Origin of the sequence: Amycolatopsis sp. w19, assembly GCF_051373225.1 — a bacterium.
GTDB lineage: Bacteria > Actinomycetota > Actinomycetes > Mycobacteriales > Pseudonocardiaceae > Amycolatopsis > Amycolatopsis japonica.
In genome coordinates this window covers 211,398-227,557 of the sequence record NZ_JBPQFM010000010.1, presented here as the reverse complement: position 1 = coordinate 227,557, position 16,160 = coordinate 211,398, and the positions used below count along the sequence as shown (strand labels likewise).

15 protein-coding genes are annotated in these 16,160 nt (G+C 68.2%); 10 read left to right on the top strand and 5 right to left on the bottom strand.

What is annotated here, in order from left to right; translation table 11 throughout:
• Nucleotides 1-64: 64 nt before the first annotated feature.
• From ACSMFO_RS21580 to ACSMFO_RS21570, 3 genes are read right to left on the bottom strand one after another with little or no spacing between them, the layout of a single operon-like run.
• The gene (locus ACSMFO_RS21580; protein ID WP_007028047.1) at nucleotides 65-448 is read right to left on the bottom strand and encodes a RidA family protein; all 384 of its coding nucleotides are present in this window, start codon (nucleotides 446-448) and stop codon (nucleotides 65-67) included.
• Nucleotides 445-1,209 (bottom strand): IclR family transcriptional regulator, encoded by a 765-nt coding sequence (locus tag ACSMFO_RS21575; RefSeq protein WP_436460253.1) that lies wholly within the window; start codon nucleotides 1,207-1,209, stop codon nucleotides 445-447. Before ACSMFO_RS21575 ends, ACSMFO_RS21580 begins: the two co-directional genes overlap by 4 nt.
• On the bottom strand, nucleotides 1,206-2,147 hold the full coding sequence (locus ACSMFO_RS21570; RefSeq protein ID WP_378415062.1) for a sugar kinase: 942 nt from the start codon (nucleotides 2,145-2,147) through the stop codon (nucleotides 1,206-1,208). The genes ACSMFO_RS21575 and ACSMFO_RS21570 overlap by 4 nt, the downstream gene beginning before the upstream one ends.
• A 150-nt stretch (nucleotides 2,148-2,297) precedes the next feature.
• On the opposite strand from ACSMFO_RS21570, the gene ACSMFO_RS21565 reads away from it, so the two are divergent.
• The 9 genes from ACSMFO_RS21565 to ACSMFO_RS21525 are packed head-to-tail and all read left to right on the top strand — an operon-like array spanning nucleotide 2,298 to nucleotide 12,900.
• Nucleotides 2,298-3,602: an amino acid deaminase gene (locus ACSMFO_RS21565; protein WP_073849267.1), complete on the top strand. Its 1,305-nt coding sequence runs from the start codon at nucleotides 2,298-2,300 to the stop codon at nucleotides 3,600-3,602.
• Nucleotides 3,603-3,635: 33 nt separating this feature from the next.
• Nucleotides 3,636-5,231, top strand: a complete 1,596-nt coding sequence (locus ACSMFO_RS21560; RefSeq protein ID WP_436460252.1) for an N-acyl-D-amino-acid deacylase family protein — start codon at nucleotides 3,636-3,638, stop codon at nucleotides 5,229-5,231.
• Entirely contained in the window at nucleotides 5,228-6,616 is a 1,389-nt protein-coding gene (locus ACSMFO_RS21555) for a GntP family permease (RefSeq protein ID WP_436460251.1), read from the top strand. The genes ACSMFO_RS21560 and ACSMFO_RS21555 overlap by 4 nt, the downstream gene beginning before the upstream one ends.
• 27 nt (nucleotides 6,617-6,643) lie before the next feature.
• The gene (locus ACSMFO_RS21550) at nucleotides 6,644-7,774 is read left to right on the top strand and encodes a lactonase family protein (protein ID WP_436460250.1); all 1,131 of its coding nucleotides are present in this window, start codon (nucleotides 6,644-6,646) and stop codon (nucleotides 7,772-7,774) included.
• An 11-nt stretch (nucleotides 7,775-7,785) separates the two neighbouring features.
• On the top strand, nucleotides 7,786-9,069 hold the full coding sequence (locus ACSMFO_RS21545; RefSeq protein WP_436460249.1) for an extracellular solute-binding protein: 1,284 nt from the start codon (nucleotides 7,786-7,788) through the stop codon (nucleotides 9,067-9,069).
• On the top strand, nucleotides 9,070-10,029 hold the full coding sequence (locus ACSMFO_RS21540; RefSeq protein WP_073849265.1) for a carbohydrate ABC transporter permease: 960 nt from the start codon (nucleotides 9,070-9,072) through the stop codon (nucleotides 10,027-10,029).
• Nucleotides 10,020-10,895, top strand: a complete 876-nt coding sequence (locus tag ACSMFO_RS21535) for a carbohydrate ABC transporter permease (protein WP_038511456.1) — start codon at nucleotides 10,020-10,022, stop codon at nucleotides 10,893-10,895. The genes ACSMFO_RS21540 and ACSMFO_RS21535 overlap by 10 nt, the downstream gene beginning before the upstream one ends.
• Nucleotide 10,896: 1 nt before the next feature.
• On the top strand, nucleotides 10,897-12,303 hold the full coding sequence (locus tag ACSMFO_RS21530) for a beta-N-acetylhexosaminidase (RefSeq protein ID WP_436460248.1): 1,407 nt from the start codon (nucleotides 10,897-10,899) through the stop codon (nucleotides 12,301-12,303).
• A 21-nt stretch (nucleotides 12,304-12,324) separates the two neighbouring features.
• Nucleotides 12,325-12,900 (top strand): hypothetical protein, encoded by a 576-nt coding sequence (locus tag ACSMFO_RS21525; RefSeq protein WP_436460247.1) that lies wholly within the window; start codon nucleotides 12,325-12,327, stop codon nucleotides 12,898-12,900.
• A gap of 152 nt (nucleotides 12,901-13,052) precedes the next feature.
• On the opposite strand, the gene ACSMFO_RS21520 is transcribed toward ACSMFO_RS21525, so the two are convergent.
• The gene (locus ACSMFO_RS21520) at nucleotides 13,053-14,129 is read right to left on the bottom strand and encodes a DUF5005 domain-containing protein (protein WP_436460246.1); all 1,077 of its coding nucleotides are present in this window, start codon (nucleotides 14,127-14,129) and stop codon (nucleotides 13,053-13,055) included.
• Nucleotides 14,130-14,196: 67 nt separating this feature from the next.
• Here ACSMFO_RS21520 and ACSMFO_RS21515 point away from each other — a divergent pair, with 67 nt between their 5' ends.
• Complete coding sequence (locus ACSMFO_RS21515; RefSeq protein WP_436460245.1) at nucleotides 14,197-15,450, top strand: choice-of-anchor Q domain-containing protein; 1,254 nt, start codon at nucleotides 14,197-14,199, stop codon at nucleotides 15,448-15,450.
• 65 nt (nucleotides 15,451-15,515) lie between these two features.
• On the opposite strand, the gene ACSMFO_RS21510 is transcribed toward ACSMFO_RS21515, so the two are convergent.
• The gene (locus ACSMFO_RS21510; RefSeq protein WP_016335415.1) at nucleotides 15,516-16,064 is read right to left on the bottom strand and encodes a snapalysin family zinc-dependent metalloprotease; all 549 of its coding nucleotides are present in this window, start codon (nucleotides 16,062-16,064) and stop codon (nucleotides 15,516-15,518) included.
• Nucleotides 16,065-16,160: the final 96 nt, after the last annotated feature.

Here is a 16,160-nt window from a genome sequence, read left to right as displayed (position 1 = left end):
GCGAGGAAAGGTCCTTTCCTTGCGAATTTTGCAAGGAAAGGACCTTTCATGGCACGCGCGAGGGTCAGTCCGTGACGGCCAGGACGTCGATCTCCACCAGCAGGCCGGCGGGCAGGCCGACGTACACGGTGGTGCGGGCCGGGTGCGGCGCCTCGCCGATCAGCTTGTTGTAGACCTCGTTGAACGCGCCGAAGTGGTCGACGTCGGTCAGGTAGACACGCACCATCAGCGCGTCGGCCAGGCTCGAACCGGCGGCCTCGAGCACCGCTTCGATGTTCTTGAAGGTCTGCTCGGTCTGCTCGCCGACGGTCTCGCCGACGATGGCGCCGGTGGCCGGGTCGAAGGCGACCTGGCCGGCCACCTGCAGGATGTTGCCCTTGCGGACCGCCTGCGAGAACGCGGCCACCGGCTTCGGCGCGTTCTCCGTGCTGATCGCGGTCTTGCTCATTCCAACTTCCCCTTTCGGTTCCCCGTCCATCCACTGTGGACGGAAGCTTCTTCGGTGGCGGCGACCAGCTCCGGCACGAGCGCCATCAGGCCGTCGTAGTCGAGCAGCACCTTCGGCACCGACACCGACGCGGCGGCGAGTACCACGCCGCCCGGGCCGCGGACGGGCGCGGCGACGCAGTGGATGAAGTCCTCGTGTTCGGCGTTGTCCACCGCGTAGCCGCGGTCGGCGACGAGCGCGAGTTCCTTCTCGTAGGCCTCGGGCGTGGTGATCGTGTTCGGCGTGCGGACGAAGAAGTCGATCCTCGAGACCACGTCCGCCTGCTTCTCCGGCGTCATCGCCGCGACCAGCACCTTGCCGACGGCGGTGCAGTGCAGCGGCGCGCGTTTTCCGATGCGGGAGTACATCCGCACCGAATGCCTGCCCTCGAACTTGTCGATGTAGACGACCTCTCCGTCCTCATAGGACGCGAGGTGCACGGTGTGGCCGGTACGCGCGTTGAGCCCGGCGAGCGCCGATTGCGCGGTGCGGCGGACGTCGCGATCCTCCAGCGCCTGCTGCGCGAGGTCGAAGAGCGCACTGCCCAGCCGGTAGTACCGCTGTCCTTCCCGGCGGACGAAGTGGTGTGTCTCCAGGGTGCGCAGGAGGCGCAGCACGGTCGACTTGTGCACGCCGATCTCCTCGGCGAGCTGGTCGAGCGTCTTCGGCTCGCGAGCGAGACCGCCCAGCAGCGTGAGCGCCCTGTCCAGGCTCTGGCTCATCCGCCCACCACTCCCTTGTCCGTCAGCTTGGCCGCCGCCCATGCTGCCTCATCCGCGCCGAGGAGTGCTTCGACGACGGATCCGGGCAGCGGCGTGCCCACGTCGTCGTGGGTCAGCAGGGTGGCCGCGGCCTGCAAATGACCACGTCGCAGCCGGGTCGCGGGGTCGTCGCCGCGCAGGGTGGCGGCGAGGAACCCGGCCGCGAAGGCGTCACCGGCGCCGACCGGTTCCACGACGTCGACCTGGAGCGCGGGCGAGAACAGCGGTGGCCCGTCCCCCTCGACCAACGTCACCCCGCGTGCCCCGTGCTTCACGACCAGCGTCTTCGGCCCCGGCACCGCGGCACGCAGCCGTGCCGGGTCACCGGTCCCCCACACCCGCTCGGCCTCGTCCTCGCCCGCCAGCACGATGTCGGCGCGGGCGGCCAGTCCGGCCAGCACCGACGGGTCGCGCTCGGTCCACAGCGCGGGTCGGAAGTTCACGTCGAACGACACCAGCGTGTCCCCACGCGGTCGTTCCATCAGCGCCCGCACCAGGTCGAGGCAGCCGTCCGACAGTGCGGGCGTGATCCCGGACAGGTGGATCACGCGGACACCGTCGAGATCGAGTTTCCCCAGGAGCCCGGCGTCCATTCCGGACGCGGCCGAGCCTTTCCGGTAGTAGCGCACGGGGCTGCCGTCCGCGCCGCTCTCCTTGACGTACAGCCCGGTCGGCCGCGTCGGGTCGACCACGACCGCGCTCACGTCCACCCCGGCCTCACCGATCTCGCGCACCAGCGCGCGGCCGAACGGATCGTCGCCCACGGCGCTCACCCACGCGCTGGTGAATCCCAGCGCCGGGAGATGACAGGCGACGTTCGATTCGGCGCCTCCGATGCTTCGCACCCACTTACGTACCTCGTCGGGCGGCCCGGGTTCGGCCGGCACGAACAAGGCCATCGACTCCCCGATGCACAACACGTCGGGCGCGCTTGTCACCTTCACGTCTCCTAGTCGTCATGCCGTTGACCTCCAGCGGACCGGATGCTACACCTATCCCACGCAATATGCGCAACGTCCGTTGCAACATACGCAACCGAGGTGAACCTCATGTTCCAAGCCGGCACCATCGATTCCGCCGCGGTCGCGGCCGTCCGGGAGGAGCGCGTCGACTGGCGCTTCCGCTCGGTCGCGCCCTCGCTGTCCGGTCTCACGATCGGCGAGGCCGCCGCCCGCGGCGCGAAGCTGTTCGAAGACGGCTTCCTCGGCCCGTTCGTCGTCCTCGACGAAGAGGCCGTCGAGCACAACCTCCGCACGATGGCGGCCTGGTGCGCCGAACGCGGGGTCGCGCTGGCCCCGCACGGCAAGACGACGATGGCGCCGCAGCTGTTCGAGCGGCAGCTGCAGCACGGCTCGTGGGGCATCACCTGCGCGAACGCCGGCCACCTGCGGATATACCGCGCGTTCGGCGTTTCCCGCATCCTGCTGGCGAACCAGCTGCTCGACCCCTCCGGCCTGAAGTGGCTGGCCGCCGAACTGGACGCCGACGACGACTTCGAGTTCGTCTGCTGGGTCGACTCCGTCCGCGGTGTCGAGCTCATGACCGAAGCCCTGCGCGGGGCCCGCCGCAAGGTCGACGTCCTCGTCGAACTCGGCGCCGAGGGCGGCCGCACCGGTGTCCGCGACACCGAGACCGCGCTCGCCGTCGCCGAGGCCGCGCACGCGAGCCCGGCTCTCCGCCTGCGCGGATCCGGCGGCTACGAAGGCGCGCTTTCCCACCACACGGACGAAAAGTCGCTCCAGCTGATCAGCTCCTATGTGGACGGTCTGCGCGAACTCGTCTTCGCCTTCCACGCCAAGGGCCTGCTCGACGACGCCGGCCAGATCATCGTCACCGGTGGCGGCAGCGCGTACTTCGACCGCGTCGCCGACGAGCTCACGAAGGATTGGGGCGGCCTGGACGTCCTGCCGATCCTGCGCAGCGGCGCCTACGTGACCCATGACGACGGCTTCTACCGGGTGATCTCGCCGCTGGGCGAACACCCGCGTATCGGCGGGGTCGCATCGTTCCGTTCCGCGTTGCGCGCCTGGGCACAGGTGACGTCGAAGCCGACGGACGAACTCGCGCTGCTCACCATCGGCAAACGGGACGCCTCGTTCGACGAGGGCATGCCCGAGCCACGCCTCATCCGCAAGGGCGACGGGCCACCGTCCGCGCTCGAAGGTCACTCCATCCAGAAGATGAACGACCAGCACGCCTTTCTCACCCTGCCCGCGTCGTCACCGGTCGAGGTCGGGGACTGGATCGCCCTCGGTCTGTCCCATCCCTGCACCGTCTTCGACAAGTGGCCCCTGATCCCGGTCGTCGGCCCCGACGGCGAGACCGTGCTCGATTTCGTTCGCACCCACTTCTGATCCGTCCTCCACCGCCGCAGAGGAAGAATCACCATGGACATCGTCGTCCGCTCGGCACTGGTCGCCGACGGCACCGGAGATCCGCTCACCAGGCACGACGTGGGCATCTCCGACGGCCGTATCGCCAGTGTCGCCGAACCCGGCTCGCTCGCGGGCCGCCGCACCATCGACGCCGAAGGACTCGTGCTCGCGCCCGGGTTCATCGACATGCATTCTCATTCCGACCTCCAGTTGCTCGCCAACCCGGATCACCTCGCGAAGCTCTCCCAGGGCGTCACGACCGAGGTCCTCGGACAGGACGGGCTCTCCTACGCGCCGGTGAACGACGACGTCCTCGCCGCGCTGCGCCAGCAGCTCGCCGGCTGGAACGACGATCCGGCCGGGTTCGACTGGAACTGGCGTTCCGTCGGCGAGTACCTCGACCGGCTCGACGCCGGGGTCGCGGTCAACGCGGCCTACCTGGTGCCACAGGGCACCGTCCGCATGCTCACCGTCGGCTGGGAAGACCGGCCCGCCACCGAAGCCGAGATGAACGCGATGAAGGAACTCATCGCGACCGGGCTGGCCGAGGGCGCGATGGGCATGTCGTCCGGGCTCACCTACACGCCGGGCATGTACGCGACCACCGACGAACTGGTCGAACTGTGCCGGGTCGTCGGGGAGAACGGCGGCTTCTACAGCCCGCACCACCGCAGCTACGGCAAGGGCGCGCTGGAGGCGTTCGGGGAGATGGTCGACGTCTCCCGCCGCTCCGGCTGCCCGCTGCACCTCGCGCACGCCACGATGAACTTCTCGGTGAACAAGGGCAAGGCGTCGAACCTCCTGGAACTGCTCGACCAGGCGCTCGACGACGGCTGCGACATCACGCTGGACACCTATCCCTACCTTCCGGGCGCCACCTACCTTTCGGCGCTGCTGCCGAGCTGGGCGACCGAAGGCGGGCTCGACGCCACGCTGGCGCGATTGTCCGATGTGGACACCCGCGAGCGCATCCGTGCCGAGATCGAGGAGACCGGTTCCGACGGCGCACACGGGGTGCCGATCGACTGGGAGGCCATCGAGATCAACGGTGTCCGCCGCGACGAGAACTCCCACCTCGTCGGGCATTCCGTCGCCGCTTCGGCGCAGCGCGCCGGGAAACCGGCCGCGGAGCTGTACTTCGACGTCCTGCTCTCGGAAAAGCTCGGGACGTCCTGCCTGATGCACGTCGGGCACGAGGAGAACGTCCAGGCGATCATGCGCCACCGCACGCACACCGGCGGCAGCGACGGGCTGCTCGTCGGCGCGCGGCCGCATCCCCGCGCCTGGGGCACGTTCCCGCGTTACCTCGCGCGCTACGTCCGCGAACTCGGCGTCCTCGAACTCGCCGAATGCGTCGCCCACCTCACCGGCCGCGCGGCACAGCGCCTGCGCCTGACCGACCGGGGGCTCGTCCGCGCCGGATACGCGGCGGACCTCGTGCTGTTCGACCCGGAAACCGTCGCCGACACCGCCACGTTCGACGAGCCGCGGCAGCAAGCCGCCGGAATCCCCTATGTCTTCGTCAACGGTGTCGCCGCCATCGACGATGGTCAACCGACCGGCGCCCTCGCCGGCCATTCACTGCGGAACCCCGGGAGTGCCCGATGATCGACTGGCTCCAAAATTCGACGGGAGGTCTCCTGACCCTCGCCGCCGTCTCGATCGCGGTGTTGTTGTTCCTCATCATCAAGGTCAAGCTCGAGCCCTTCATCGCGCTGATCGTGGTCGGCCTGCTGACCGCGCTGGCCGCGGGCCTGCCGGTCGTCCAGATCGTCGGCTCCGCGCAGAAGGCCTCGGATTCCCTGCTGGAGAAGGGTTTCGGCGGGATCCTCGGCCATATCGCCGCGATCATCGGGCTCGGCACGATCCTCGGGTCCATTTTGGAGCGTTCGGGCGGGGCGAAGGTGCTCACCGGCGCGCTGCTGCGTGCCATCGGTGAGAAGCGGGCCCCGTTGGCGATGGGTCTCGCGGGTTTCGTCTTCGGCATTCCGGTCTTCTTCGACATCGGCATCTTCGTGCTGGCGCCGCTGGTCTACGTCGCCGCCAAACAGGGCGGCCGTTCGCTCGTGCTGTACGCGTTGCCGTTGCTCGCCGGGCTTTCCATCACCCACGCGTTCCTCCCGCCGCACCCCGGTCCGGTGGCCGCTGCCGGTCTGCTGCACGTCGAACTCGGCTGGATCATCCTGATGGGCCTGGTCTGCGGTATTCCCGCGTTCCTCGTCGGCGGTGTGCTGTATTCGACGTGGATCGGCAAGCGGATCGACGTGCCCGTTCCCGCGGAATTCCTGGTCGCGGAGGAGGAAGGCGAAAAGGAGACGAACCCGCCGTCGCTCGGGCTGGTGCTGGGGATCATCGCGGTCCCGCTGGTGCTGATCCTCGCCGGGACCTTCGGCAGCATCTGGCTTCCCAAGGCCTCCGCGGCCGCCGGGGTCGCCGCGTTCATCGGTACCCCGGCGGTCGCGCTGACGGTCTCGGTGCTGCTCGCGTCCTGGCTACTGGGGCTGCGCCGCGGTTTGACGGGCAAGGATTTGAGCGAGCTTTCGGCGAAGTCGCTGCGCCCGGTCGCGATGATCCTGCTGGTGGTCGGCGCGGGCGCGTTCTTCGGCGCCGTGCTGTCCGCCACCGGGATCGGCAAGGCCGTCGCGGGTTCGCTGGACAACGCCGGTCTCCCGGTGATTCTCGCCGCCTACGTCATCAGTTGCGGCATGCGCATCGCACAGGGTTCGGCGACGGTCGCGATCGTGACCACGAGCGGTATCGTCGCGCCGACGGTGGCGACGCTGGGCTACTCGCAAATGCAGCTCGCGCTGCTGGTCGTCGCGATTTCGGCGGGTTCGATCATCGCCTCCCACGTGAACGACGGCGGTTTCTGGATCATCTCGCGGTACTTCAACATGACCGTGCCGCAGACCCTGAAAACCTGGACCGTCTTGGAAACCGTCCTTTCCGTTTCCGGTTTCGGCGTGGCAGCATTGCTCATGGCAGTGGTTTAAACCACCCGACAGCTGGGAGAGATCACGATGACCGGACTCGATCGACGCACGTTCCTCGGCGCCGTCGGAGCGGCTGGACTCACCACCGTTCTCGGTTCCCACCTCGCGAACGCCTCCGAACAAACCTGCGGACCGAAGGGAACCGGGGCCATCTACGTCAGCAGCTACACCAGTTCCGGGCACGGGCTCGATGTCGCTCACCGGGACGCGGCCACGAACGCCGTGGTCGTCGACCGGACGATTCCGGGAGTCAGCAACGCTTCCTGGTTCGACATCAGCGCCGACCGCAAGACGCTCTACGTGACCAATGAGGACGAGAACGGCCAGATCTCCGCGTTCAGCCTGGCCGATCCGACCAAACCCGCGCTGCTCAACAAGAAATCGTCCAAGGGACAGCATCCGACCCATCTGTGCGTCCACTCGAGCCAGAAGTACGTGCTCGCCGCGAACTACAGCAGCGGCAGTGTCGTCGTCCTCCCGATCCTCGCGGGCGGGAAGCTCGGCGACGTCGTCGATCTGGCGCAGCACAAGGGCGCCGAACGGGACGCGCACGCGCATCAGGTGGTCAACGACCCCACCGGCAAGTGGGTGCTCGCGGTCGACCTCGGCGCGGATTCGGTCTACGTCTACAAACTCGACGTCTCCACCGGGAAACTGACGCTGAACCAGCAGCTGAAGCTCCCGTCCGGCGCCGGGCCCCGGCATCTGACGTTCCACCCAGGCGGCAAATACGCGTACATCCTCGGCGAGCTACGAGCCCAGGTCACCGTCGCGGCGTGGGACCCGGCCACCGGGAAACTCACCGCCGGGCAGGTCGTCCCGGCCGTTCCGCCGATCACGCCCGGCTCGCAGTACCCGGCCGAGATCACCACGTCGAAGGACGGCCGGTTCGTCTACGCGTCGGTGCGCGGCTCGGACACGATCGCGTCGTTCGGCGTCGGCGACGACGGGAAGTCCTTGAAACTGCTGCGCAACACGGCCGTCGGGGGCATCTACCCCCGGCACCTCACGCTCGACCCGACCGAGCGCTGGTTCTACGTCTCGTGCGACAAGTCCGGCACGCTCAGCTGGCTGCCGCGCGATCCCGACACCGGGCTTCCGGGGGCCGTCGCCGGGAAACTGGCGCTCCCCCAAGTCAATTCCGTCTTTTTCGCATAAGGAGAAAATCCATGAGAACTCGCGTCCTCATCGCGGGCCTCGCGGCGGTCGGCCTCGTCGCGGCCTGCGCGCCGGCCCAGAACACCCCGGCCGCGGGCGGCGGTGACGAGAAGACCGGCACGGTCCGGGTCTGGCTGTTCGACGAAGCCAACCGCGCGCCCAAGGAGGCCGCCGTCAAGGAGGCGATCGCCGAGTTCAAGGCGGCGCACTCGGGCGTCGAGGTCGACGTCCAGTGGATCCCGGTGGAAGGCCGTGCCGACAAGTTCTCCGGCGCCTTCAACGACCCGGCCAGCGCGCCGGACGTCGCCGAGTTCGGCAACACCGACGTCTCCAGTTACGCCGCCACGGGCGCGCTGGCCGACCTGACCGGCGACCTGTCGTCGTGGAAGGAAGGCGCCGACATCCTGCCCGCGGTCCTGGAGACCGCGAAATCCGGCGGCAAGACCTACGGGCTCCCCTGGTTCACCGGCATCCGCGCGTTGTACTACCGGACGGACATCTTCGCCGAACTCGGTCTCAAGCCGCCGACCACGCTGGCGGAGCTGACCGAGACCGCGAGGACGATCCGCGCCAAGAAGCCGGAGCTGTACGGCATCTCCGTCGGCGGCAAGTACACCTACGCGATGCTCCCGTTCCTGTGGGCGCACGGCGGCGAGATCGCCAAGCAGGACGGCGGCAAGTGGAAGTCCACTATGGACTCGGAGCAGGCCAAGGCGGGCGTGACCGCGTACGCGAACCTGCTCAAGGCGGACATCTGCCCGCCCGAACAGTGCGCCAACCTCACCGGGACGCAGAGCATCACGGCGTTCGCCGGTGGCAAGGCCGGGATGTCGATCGGCGGTGACTTCAACCGCAAGGCCGTCGAGGCCGGTCAGGTGAAGGGCAAGTACGCGATCATCCCGCTCCCGGGTACCGAGGCGGGCAAGATCGCCCCGGCGTTCGCGGGCGGCAACCTGCTCGGCGTGTTCAACGCGACCAAGCGCAAGAGCCTCGCGGTCGAGTTCACCGAACTGCTCGGTGGCGCCAAGTACCAGGAGAAGATGTACGTCGCGATGGGCAACCTGCCCACGCTCGGCAGTGTCCAGCAGAAGCTCGCCGCGAGCGACCCGTCGGTCAAGCCGTTCGTCGACACGCTCACCGCGGGCACGAAGTTCGTCCCCGCCACCGCGGCGTGGTCGAAGATCGACGCGCAGAACGTGCTGCCCACCGCGATCCAGCAGATCGCGACCGGCGGCAAGGACCCGGCCACCGCGCTGACCGCCGCGGCCGCCGAGATGAACAAGGCGTTCGGCTAAGTGGTCACGCAAGAAATCCCCCGCACCACGGCTCCGGCCGTCCCGGCACGGCGGTCGCCCCGCCGTCGCCGGGACGGGCGGGCCGCCCTGCTCTACCTGGCTCCCGGTGGCATCCTGCTGCTCGCGATGCTGGTGTACCCGATCTACCAGCTCGTCCTGATCTCGTTCTACGACTACGGCCAGCCGCAGGCGGTCGGCAACGCGCCGCTGGTGTTCCTCGGTTTCGGCAACTACGTCGAACTGCTGGAGAACCTCCAGTTCTGGGAGGTGCTGGCCAAGACCCTCGGGTTCACCGCGGTCTGCGTCGTCGGCAGCCTCGCCCTCGGGACCGGGCTCGCCGTGCTGGCGACCCGGGTCCGCGCCTGGGCGCGTGTTCCGCTGTTCCTGGCGGCGCTGGCCGCGTGGGCGACGCCGGCCATGGCGGGCTCGTACGTCTGGCTGTTCCTGTTCGACGCGGACTTCGGCCTGGTGAACGAGGTGCTGTCGGGCCTCGGGTTCACCGGGATGGCGAACCATTCCTGGACCTTCGACACCTACAGCACGTTCGGGCTGGTGGCCGCCGAGGTCATCTGGTGCTCGTTCCCGTTCGTCATGGTGACGATGTACGCGGGGCTCAAGGGTGTGCCGGAAGAGGTCATCGAGGCCGCGTACCTCGACGGCGCGTCGACCTGGCGCACCACGTGGTCGATCACGCTGCCGATGGTGCGGCCACTGCTGACCATCGCCACGATCCAGTCGATCATCTGGGACTTCAAGATCTTCACCCAGATCTACGTGATGACCAACGGCGGCGGCGTGGCCGGGCGCAACCTCGTGCTCAACGTCTTCGCCTATCAACAGGCCTTCGCCGGACAGGAATACGGTCTCGGCGCGGCGCTCGGAGTCGTGATGACCTTGCTGCTGCTGTCCATCACCGGGTTGTACGTCCGGTCGCAACGCCGGAGCGCCGGATGGGTGTGACGACGGCTCCGAAGACCCGCCGGGTCAAACGCCCTGGCAGGCTGATCGCGGAGATCATCTGCGTGGTGATCGCCGGGATGGTCGCGTTCCCCGTGTACTGGATGGTGCTCTCGGCGTTCAAGCCGACCGGGCAGATCCAGGCGGAGAACCCCCGCCCCTGGACGCTCACGCCGACCCTGGAGCATTTCGAACGGGTGCTCAGCGGTGAGGGTTTCGCGCTGTTCTTCCTGAACAGCGTGATCGTGGCCGTCGTGGTGGTGGCGTTGTCGCTGCTGCTCTCGTTCCTCTCGGCGGTCGCGCTGACGCGGTTCAACTTCAAGGGCCGGACCGTGCTGCTGGTGATGGTGCTGGTGGCGCAGATGGTGCCGGTCGAGGCGCTGACCATTCCGCTGTTCTTCCTGATGCGGTCGGTCGGCGACGTCGCGCCGGCGTTCGGCACCAACCATCTCGGCTCGCTGATCCTGGTGCACCTGGCGTTCAGCCTGCCGTTCGCGATCTGGATGCTGCGCGGTTTCGTCGCCGCGGTGCCGCAGGAGCTGGAAGAGGCTTCGAAGATCGACGGGGCGAGCCGCATGCGGTTCACCTGGCAGATCCTCTTCCCGCTGGTGGCGCCCGGGCTGGTGGCGATCAGCGTGCTGGCGTTCATCCACGCGTGGAACGACTTCCTGTTCGCGAAGACGTTCATCATCTCCAACACCGAGAACCAGACGCTTCCGCTGGCGATCCTGGTGTTCTTCAAACCGGAGGACACCGACTGGGGCGCGGTGATGGCGGGCTCGACCCTGATGACCATCCCGGTGCTGGTGTTCTTCATCCTCGTGCAACGACGACTCGTGTCCGTCATGGGCGGCGCGGTGAAGGGTTGACATGCCTGGCTTCGAAACACTGCTTCCCCGTCCCGTCTCGGTGGAATCCTTGCCGGGAACTTGTTCCGCTCCGTCCGAAGTGGACGTCCGCCGTGACGCCGCGCTGCCCGCCGAGGGCTACCGGCTGGAGATCGACCCGTCCGGCGTGACCCTGCACGCGGCCGACGCGGCGGGCGAGTTCTACGGCCGCCAGACGCTACGGCAACTCGTCGGGCCGGACGCGTTCCGGGCCGCATCCATCCACAGTGGACAAACGACCATCCCGTGCGGTGTGGTGACCGACCATCCTCGCTTCGGCTGGCGCGGCTGTTTACTGGACGTGGCAAGGCACTTCCGCACCAAAGCCGAGGTGCTGCGGTTCGTCGACCTGATCGCCGCGCACAAGCTCAACGTGCTCAACCTGCACCTGACCGACGACCAGGGCTGGCGGATCGAGATCCCCGAATTCCCCAGGCTGACCGACGTCGGCGGCTGGCGGAAGTCGTCGATGGTCGGACGGCACGACGGGCCGGAACGCGACGGACGGCCGCACGGCGGGTTCTACTCGGCCGACGATCTCCGCGAGATCGTCGCGTACGCCGCCGAGCGTTCGGTGACGGTCGTCCCGGAGGTCGACATCCCTGGCCACGCCAGGGCCGCGATCGCCGCCTACCCCGAACTCGGGCCGGAGACCGACGAACCGTGGGAGGTCTGGACGAGCTGGGGTATCAGCACGTCTTTGCTGAACACCAAGAAGTCCACAGTGGACTTCTTCAAACGCGTCTTCGACCACGTGCTGGACATCTTCCCGTCCGAGGTCATCGCGCTCGGCGGCGACGAGGTGCCCGGTGCGACCGAGGAACACGGCTGGTTCGTCCGGGAGATCGCGCGGCACCTCGTCGAACGAGGACGTCGTCCGCTCGGCTGGGACGAGGTGCTCGAAGCGGGTGATCTGCCGCCGATGGTCATCGGCTCGTGGCAGAGCGAGGCGGCCGGTGCCCGTGCGGCGGCCGCCGGGCACGACGTCGTCATGTGCCCGGAGGACCACGTGTACCTGGACCACCGGCAGTCCGACCACCCCGACGAACCGATCCCCGTCGGTTACCTGAGCACGCTGGAGAGTTTCTACGGTTACGAGCCGGTGCCCGCCGATTACCCCGAGGGGAAGGCGATTCTCGGCGCGCAGGCACAGGTGTGGTCCGAGCACCTCGACACCGTGCGGCGCGTGGACTACGTCGTCTTCCCGCGCCTGTGCGCTTTCGCCGAGGTGGCGTGGAGCGACCCGGACGGACGGGATTACGCGGAGTTCCTGCCGCGGCTGCGGGACCACCACCTGCCGCGGCTGGACGCATTGGGCGTCGAATACCGGCCGCTCGACGGACCGCACCCGTGGCAGACCCGGCCCGGAGTCCCCGGGCGGCCTCGCTAGAAGTCGGGCCATGATGGGGTGATGAGTGATCAGTGGGTCGAGGCCTCCCAGCTTCCTGAAGAACTCGTCGCCCTCATCGACACCCTCCGCCCCGGCGAGGAGGTGACCATCACCAGGAACGGCGAGACGATCGGGACGATTTCCGGCGTTTCCCGTCAGGAATCCTTCTCGTCCGCGGAGTCCGAGGACATCACGGTCGTGGCCACCGCCATGAAGCTGTCGGCGTCGGCGCGCGACGCGTTGTCCGAGCGGCTCGGCCCCGGGTACCTCGTCCTGGACCTGCACTCGGCTCCCCCGACCGTCGACGTCCTGCTGGTACCTCCCGCCAGCCCGCAACTGATCGGCAACTTCCGCGCGCTGTACCCGAAGGCGCGGATCGTGATCACGGAGATCGAAGACGCCGAACTCGGCGTCAAGTACGAAGGCCCGGTCCGGCGTCTCCTCGACGCCGGCGCCGAGGCCTATCTCCCGTCGAGCACCATCCCGCGGCTGGCGGAGCAGCTGGACCGGACCATGACGCGGCTGAACCAGCTCACCGACGGCACATCGGCTTCCCTGACCATCGAAGCGCCGCGGGACGACCGCGTCCTGGAATGACGCGCGGCTTGATCGCGGGCCAGGATCCGTGAAGGATCCCGTCCCTCGGCTCAGCCGAGGAAACTCGACCTTCACACCTACCCAAGTACATCAAGGCCCCCATCCTTGCGCCTAAGTACAGGAAGGGGGCCTTCATGTACCTCGGCTGCCACTCACGACCACGGAGGGGACGGCGGCCAATCGACCTCCACGAACCGCGGCCGGTAGATCCGCACATCCGCGATGTTGTCGCCGTGGTCGAGCGAGTTCACGTTGTACGACACCGTGAGCTTCCCGGGACGGCTCAGCTGCGGATGCGCCGTCGCGTCGTAGACGATCCGCCGGTCGCTCGCTTCAGGTGCCCGGTACAGAACGACCGGAGCTCTGAACGGGCCTGTCGGCGAACCTGAGGTGTAGGCGAGCATCACCGGGCTGAAACCGGGGCTGGTGTCCATGGTGATCAGCACGTATTCACCGCCGATGCGGGTCACCGAGAACGCCGTCCCGACGCCGGGCAGCATCCGGGCGGAGTGCTCCTCGTGGGGCGACCAGCCGACGCCGGTCCAGAACTGCCAAGGCCCCCGAAGGCCACCGACAGGCACCCTGGCGAGCCGGAGGTGACCTTGTTCCGCGCCGTAGACATAGGTGTACCCGCCGTCTTCGAGCAGCTCCGATCCCCACGCGACCTTGTCGCTCACCGGGATCACCAGCAGCTCGGACGGCGTCAGCGCGGGCAGCCGGAAGGTGGCCAGCGAAGTCCCGGTGTTCCGAAAGTCGAGGCCGCCGGACCCAGTCGTCTTGTACCGGTTGTAAAGCACCCGCAGGACGTCGCCCTGGACCACACCGTCGCCGACCCAGTAGTGCTCGTCCGAACCCGCGAGACCGATCAGCGCCTCCGGATCGTCGGCGGTGCCGCCGTGCAGCGTCTCCCCCAGCGAGCCGTCGGGCCGCTGGACGACCAGGGTGTTGCGCGCGATCGGGCTGTCCCGCGGGCGGCTGTGGTCGGGGTTCACCGTGCCGAGGAAGGTATCCGAGAACAGCCACGCCGTGCGTCCGTCCGGCAGTGGGACCGACACCGTGCGATCCCCGCCGGTCCAGTGCCCGCCTTGATCGCCGTACGCGTTCCAGAGCTCGTTCAGCCCGGCGACGGGAACCACCGGCGGGGGCGGCGCGGACGCGATCCCGCTGCTCGCCACCATGGCGCTGAACAGCAGCGCGGCCGGTACGAGAATCCGCGACGCCCGACGCATCCGATCATGTTAAAGCCGCCGAGGTCTTTGTACGACCCTTGTGCGGCAGGTGGTTACGGTCCGCCGCATGTCCTGGAAACTGCTTTCCGTGGCCGTGCTCGCCGCCGTCGCGTGCACCGGGTTCACGACGGCCGAAGCCGCTTCGAAGACTTACTACGTCGACCAGGTCTCCGGCAGTGACACCGCGAGCGGCACTTCTCAGCAGACCCCGTGGAAATCCCTGGCCAAGGTTTCGGCGACCACGCTCGCGGCGGGCGACATCGTCCTGCTGCGTCGCGGCGGGAACTGGTCCGGCGGTCTCACGGTCAAGGGGTCGGGAGTCACGGTCGGCGCGTACGGCACCGGCGCGCGGCCGATCGTCAAAGGCAACGCGGAAGCGTGCGTCGACCTTCCGGGCAACGACAACGTGGTGAAAGACCTGCAGATCGGCGTCGCGGCCGACGCGGGACGCTGTTCGTGGGCCGGGGTGAAGGTGTCCGGCGATCGCAACAAGGTGCTGTCGAACCTGATCACCGGCGCCGGCGCGGGCGTGTACATCGCACCGTCTGCGGACGGTACCGAGGTCACGCAGAACGACCTCGTCGACAACAACCACATGACCGTGGTGACGCCGGGCGGCAACGACGACTCCGGCGCGTTCGCCGTGCTGGTCCAGGGCGACGACTCCGACATCGGCTGGAACCGGATCAGCGGGTCGATCGCGAAGGCCGACGACTTCGGCGGCCTCGACGGCGCCGCGGTCGAGATCTTCTACGGCTCCCGGAACGTCATCCACCACAACATCTCCGAGGACAACGAGACCTTCACCGAGCTCGGAACGGACGCCCAGGACCCAGACGGCGTCTCGACCGGAAACGTCTTCGAGTACAACGCGATCTTCGGCGCCAAGACACGCGGCGGGATCATCACGCGCGGCCCGGACGACGGCAACGGGCCGGTGCTCGGCACGGTGTTCCGCAACAACTCGCTCCGGCTCCCGAACGCCGAGGCGGAGGGTTTCGTCTGCTACGGCGGCTGCACGAACCAGATGCTGACGATGACGCAGAACGTCGTCCAGGCGGCGTACAAGGTCGGCTACGCGGACGCGACCTTCACCGCGACCGACCACAACGTGTACTTCGGCGGGCTCCGGCAGTTCACGCCGGGCGCGACGGACAAGGTCGCGGATCCGAAGTTCACCTCGGCCACGAACCTGATCCTGCGGGCGGGCAGCCCGGCGATCGACCTCGGCACCACGAAGTACGACGATCGCGACGTCGACGGCAATCCCGTGTACTCCGGCGCGCGGGTCGATGCGGGCGCCTACGAGTTCCAGGGCTGAACGCCGTGAAGGCCTCCTTCCCTACTTTGAGGGTAGGGAAGGAGGCATTCACGGACTTCCGAGCGTCAGTTGTAGATGCGCTGGATGGCGCCCGCCGCGACGAGGCCGTTGGCCCACAGCGAGTTCACCCGCGAGATCTCCTGGGCGTTCGGCGTCGCGTTGGTGCAGGACGGGCCGGGGCCGCCACCGGACATCAGTTCGGAGCACGGGCCCTGGTAGTTGTCCGGCAAGCCGAGCGCGTGGCCGGTCTCGTGCGCGGCGATCCGCGTCTGGTTGTACTGCTGCGCCTGCGTGTAGTCGATGAAGATGGTGCCGCGGCCGTGGCCGTCGGTCTCGGCGTACGAACCCGAGGGGTCGTTGCCCTCGGTGTAGCGCAGGGTGGCGCCCGAGGAGCTCTCCTGCAGCTTCACGTTCGACACCGAGTTGTTCCAGTTCGCCACGCCCGCCTGGATGGCGGCCCGGAAGCTGGGCGCTCCCGAGGCGTCGTAGTAGACCGTGGTCGCCGCCGCGGCCTTCTGAGCAGGCTGGACCGCCGCCGTGGCCTGGCCCGCGGTGACCGGGACGGCCAGCAGCGCCAAGCTCACGGACGCGGAGACGAAGAACTTCCTTGCCATGGACCCACTCCTTGTGAGGACAACGGAATGGTTCGTGAATTTAGGAGCCCCGGCCGCGACTCGGCACCGACTTTCGTCGCGTCAGCCAGCTGGTGA

What these genes read in the sequence shown, in the direction of transcription:
- ACSMFO_RS21580 (WP_007028047.1), bottom strand. Translation starts at nt 448, where the DNA reads ATGAGCAAGACCGCGATCAGCACGGAGAACGCGCCGAAGCCGGTGGCC.
- ACSMFO_RS21575 (WP_436460253.1), bottom strand. Translation starts at nt 1,209, where the DNA reads ATGAGCCAGAGCCTGGACAGGGCGCTCACGCTGCTGGGCGGTCTCGCT.
- ACSMFO_RS21570 (WP_378415062.1), bottom strand. Translation starts at nt 2,147, where the DNA reads ATGGCCTTGTTCGTGCCGGCCGAACCCGGGCCGCCCGACGAGGTACGT.
- ACSMFO_RS21565 (WP_073849267.1), top strand. Translation starts at nt 2,298, where the DNA reads ATGTTCCAAGCCGGCACCATCGATTCCGCCGCGGTCGCGGCCGTCCGG.
- ACSMFO_RS21560 (WP_436460252.1), top strand. Translation starts at nt 3,636, where the DNA reads ATGGACATCGTCGTCCGCTCGGCACTGGTCGCCGACGGCACCGGAGAT.
- ACSMFO_RS21555 (WP_436460251.1), top strand. Translation starts at nt 5,228, where the DNA reads ATGATCGACTGGCTCCAAAATTCGACGGGAGGTCTCCTGACCCTCGCC.
- ACSMFO_RS21550 (WP_436460250.1), top strand. Translation starts at nt 6,644, where the DNA reads ATGACCGGACTCGATCGACGCACGTTCCTCGGCGCCGTCGGAGCGGCT.
- ACSMFO_RS21545 (WP_436460249.1), top strand. Translation starts at nt 7,786, where the DNA reads ATGAGAACTCGCGTCCTCATCGCGGGCCTCGCGGCGGTCGGCCTCGTC.
- ACSMFO_RS21535 (WP_038511456.1), top strand. Translation starts at nt 10,020, where the DNA reads ATGGGTGTGACGACGGCTCCGAAGACCCGCCGGGTCAAACGCCCTGGC.
- ACSMFO_RS21530 (WP_436460248.1), top strand. Translation starts at nt 10,897, where the DNA reads ATGCCTGGCTTCGAAACACTGCTTCCCCGTCCCGTCTCGGTGGAATCC.
- ACSMFO_RS21525 (WP_436460247.1), top strand. Translation starts at nt 12,325, where the DNA reads ATGAGTGATCAGTGGGTCGAGGCCTCCCAGCTTCCTGAAGAACTCGTC.
- ACSMFO_RS21520 (WP_436460246.1), bottom strand. Translation starts at nt 14,129, where the DNA reads ATGCGTCGGGCGTCGCGGATTCTCGTACCGGCCGCGCTGCTGTTCAGC.
- ACSMFO_RS21515 (WP_436460245.1), top strand. Translation starts at nt 14,197, where the DNA reads ATGTCCTGGAAACTGCTTTCCGTGGCCGTGCTCGCCGCCGTCGCGTGC.
- ACSMFO_RS21510 (WP_016335415.1), bottom strand. Translation starts at nt 16,064, where the DNA reads ATGGCAAGGAAGTTCTTCGTCTCCGCGTCCGTGAGCTTGGCGCTGCTG.